A 3,304-nucleotide genomic window follows, 5' to 3' on the forward strand; every position below is an offset into this window, starting at 1 on the left:
ATCAGGCTAAGGTAAAATTTGTGAGTTCTCTTAGTTGAGAAATTCGAATTTTCGGCGAATGTCGTCTTCACAGTATAACCAGATTGCTTGGGGTTATATGGTCAAGTGAAGAAGCGCATACGGTGGATGCCTTGGCAGTCAGAGGCGATGAAAGACGTGGTAGCCTGCGAAAAGCTTCGGGGAGTCGGCAAACAGACTTTGATCCGGAGATGTCTGAATGGGGGAACCCAGCCATCATAAGATGGTTATCTTGTACTGAATACATAGGTGCAAGAGGCGAACCAGGGGAACTGAAACATCTAAGTACCCTGAGGAAAAGAAATCAACCGAGATTCCCTTAGTAGTGGCGAGCGAACGGGGACTAGCCCTTAAGTGGCTTTGAGATTAGCGGAACGCTCTGGAAAGTGCGGCCATAGTGGGTGATAGCCCTGTACGCGAAAATCTCTTAGTCATGAAATCGAGTAGGACGGAGCACGAGAAACTTTGTCTGAATATGGGGGGACCATCCTCCAAGGCTAAATACTACTGACTGACCGATAGTGAACTAGTACCGTGAGGGAAAGGCGAAAAGAACCCCGGAGAGGGGAGTGAAATAGATCCTGAAACCGTATGCGTACAAGCAGTGGGAGCAGACTTTGTTCTGTGACTGCGTACCTTTTGTATAATGGGTCAGCGACTTATTTTCAGTGGCGAGCTTAACCGAATAGGGGAGGCGTAGCGAAAGCGAGTCTTAATAGGGCGTCTAGTCGCTGGGAATAGACCCGAAACCGGGCGATCTATCCATGGGCAGGTTGAAGGTTGGGTAACACTAACTGGAGGACCGAACCGACTACCGTTGAAAAGTTAGCGGATGACCTGTGGATCGGAGTGAAAGGCTAATCAAGCTCGGAGATAGCTGGTTCTCCTCGAAAGCTATTTAGGTAGCGCCTCATGTATCACTGTAGGGGGTAGAGCACTGTTTCGGCTAGGGGGTCATCCCGACTTACCAAACCGATGCAAACTCCGAATACCTACAAGTGCCGAGCATGGGAGACACACGGCGGGTGCTAACGTCCGTCGTGAAAAGGGAAACAACCCAGACCGTCAGCTAAGGTCCCAAAGTTATGGTTAAGTGGGAAACGATGTGGGAAGGCTTAGACAGCTAGGAGGTTGGCTTAGAAGCAGCCACCCTTTAAAGAAAGCGTAATAGCTCACTAGTCGAGTCGGCCTGCGCGGAAGATGTAACGGGGCTCAAACCATACACCGAAGCTACGGGTATCACGTAAGTGATGCGGTAGAGGAGCGTTCTGTAAGCCTGTGAAGGTGAGTTGAGAAGCTTGCTGGAGGTATCAGAAGTGCGAATGCTGACATGAGTAACGACAATGGGTGTGAAAAACACCCACGCCGAAAGACCAAGGTTTCCTGCGCAACGTTAATCGACGCAGGGTTAGTCGGTCCCTAAGGCGAGGCTGAAAAGCGTAGTCGATGGAAAACAGGTTAATATTCCTGTACTTCTGGTTATTGCGATGGAGGGACGGAGAAGGCTAGGCCAGCTTGGCGTTGGTTGTCCAAGTTTAAGGTGGTAGGCTGAGATCTTAGGTAAATCCGGGATCTTAAGGCCGAGAGCTGATGACGAGTGTTCTTTTAGAACACGAAGTGGTTGATGCCATGCTTCCAAGAAAAGCTTCTAAGCTTCAGGTAACCAGGAACCGTACCCCAAACCGACACAGGTGGTTGGGTAGAGAATACCAAGGCGCTTGAGAGAACTCGGGTGAAGGAACTAGGCAAAATGGCACCGTAACTTCGGGAGAAGGTGCGCCGGTGAGGGTGAAGGACTTGCTCCGTAAGCCCATGCCGGTCGAAGATACCAGGCCGCTGCGACTGTTTATTAAAAACACAGCACTCTGCAAACACGAAAGTGGACGTATAGGGTGTGACGCCTGCCCGGTGCCGGAAGGTTAATTGATGGGGTTAGCTAACGCGAAGCTCTTGATCGAAGCCCCGGTAAACGGCGGCCGTAACTATAACGGTCCTAAGGTAGCGAAATTCCTTGTCGGGTAAGTTCCGACCTGCACGAATGGCGTAACGATGGCGGCGCTGTCTCCACCCGAGACTCAGTGAAATTGAAATCGCTGTGAAGATGCAGTGTATCCGCGGCTAGACGGAAAGACCCCGTGAACCTTTACTATAGCTTTGCACTGGACTTTGAATTTGCTTGTGTAGGATAGGTGGGAGGCTTTGAAGCGTGGACGCCAGTCTGCGTGGAGCCATCCTTGAAATACCACCCTGGCAACTTTGAGGTTCTAACTCAGGTCCGTTATCCGGATCGAGGACAGTGTATGGTGGGTAGTTTGACTGGGGCGGTCTCCTCCTAAAGAGTAACGGAGGAGTACGAAGGTGCGCTCAGACCGGTCGGAAATCGGTCGTAGAGTATAAAGGCAAAAGCGCGCTTGACTGCGAGACAGACACGTCGAGCAGGTACGAAAGTAGGTCTTAGTGATCCGGTGGTTCTGTATGGAAGGGCCATCGCTCAACGGATAAAAGGTACTCCGGGGATAACAGGCTGATACCGCCCAAGAGTTCATATCGACGGCGGTGTTTGGCACCTCGATGTCGGCTCATCACATCCTGGGGCTGAAGCCGGTCCCAAGGGTATGGCTGTTCGCCATTTAAAGTGGTACGCGAGCTGGGTTTAGAACGTCGTGAGACAGTTCGGTCCCTATCTGCCGTGGACGTTTGAGATTTGAGAGGGGCTGCTCCTAGTACGAGAGGACCGGAGTGGACGAACCTCTGGTGTTCCGGTTGTCACGCCAGTGGCATTGCCGGGTAGCTATGTTCGGAATAGATAACCGCTGAAAGCATCTAAGCGGGAAACTAGCCTCAAGATGAGATCTCACTGGAACCTTGAGTTCCCTGAAGGGCCGTCGAAGACTACGACGTTGATAGGTTGGGTGTGTAAGCGCTGTGAGGCGTTGAGCTAACCAATACTAATTGCCCGTGAGGCTTGACCATATAACACCCAAGCAATTTGAGTCGAAAGGCCAGATTGCGGTGTGTGAAGACGCTATGAACCGAAAGTTCGACGCTCACAAGACACCGACTTCTATTACATACCCAATTTGCTGAAGCGAAGCCAACTGGCTACGATTCAGTACCCGAATTTCTTGACGACCATAGAGCATTGGAACCACCTGATCCCATCCCGAACTCAGCAGTGAAACGATGCATCGCCGATGGTAGTGTGGGGTTTCCCCATGTGAGAGTAGGTCATCGTCAAGATTAAATTCCGAAACCCCATTTGCGAAAGCAGATGGGGTTTTGTTTT

2 rRNA genes are annotated in these 3,304 nt (G+C 51.1%); both read left to right on the plus strand.

Annotated elements, in window-relative coordinates:
- Nucleotides 1-99: 99 nt before the first annotated feature.
- Nucleotides 100-2,991: ribosomal RNA gene (locus JBE38_RS27490) — 23S ribosomal RNA — on the plus strand.
- Between the two features lie 151 nt (nucleotides 2,992-3,142).
- Nucleotides 3,143-3,258 (plus strand): 5S ribosomal RNA (rrf, locus tag JBE38_RS27495).
- Nucleotides 3,259-3,304: the final 46 nt, after the last annotated feature.

Source organism: Pseudomonas sp. ICBG1301 (assembly GCF_016918385.1).
Lineage (GTDB): Bacteria > Pseudomonadota > Gammaproteobacteria > Pseudomonadales > Pseudomonadaceae > Aquipseudomonas > Aquipseudomonas palleroniana.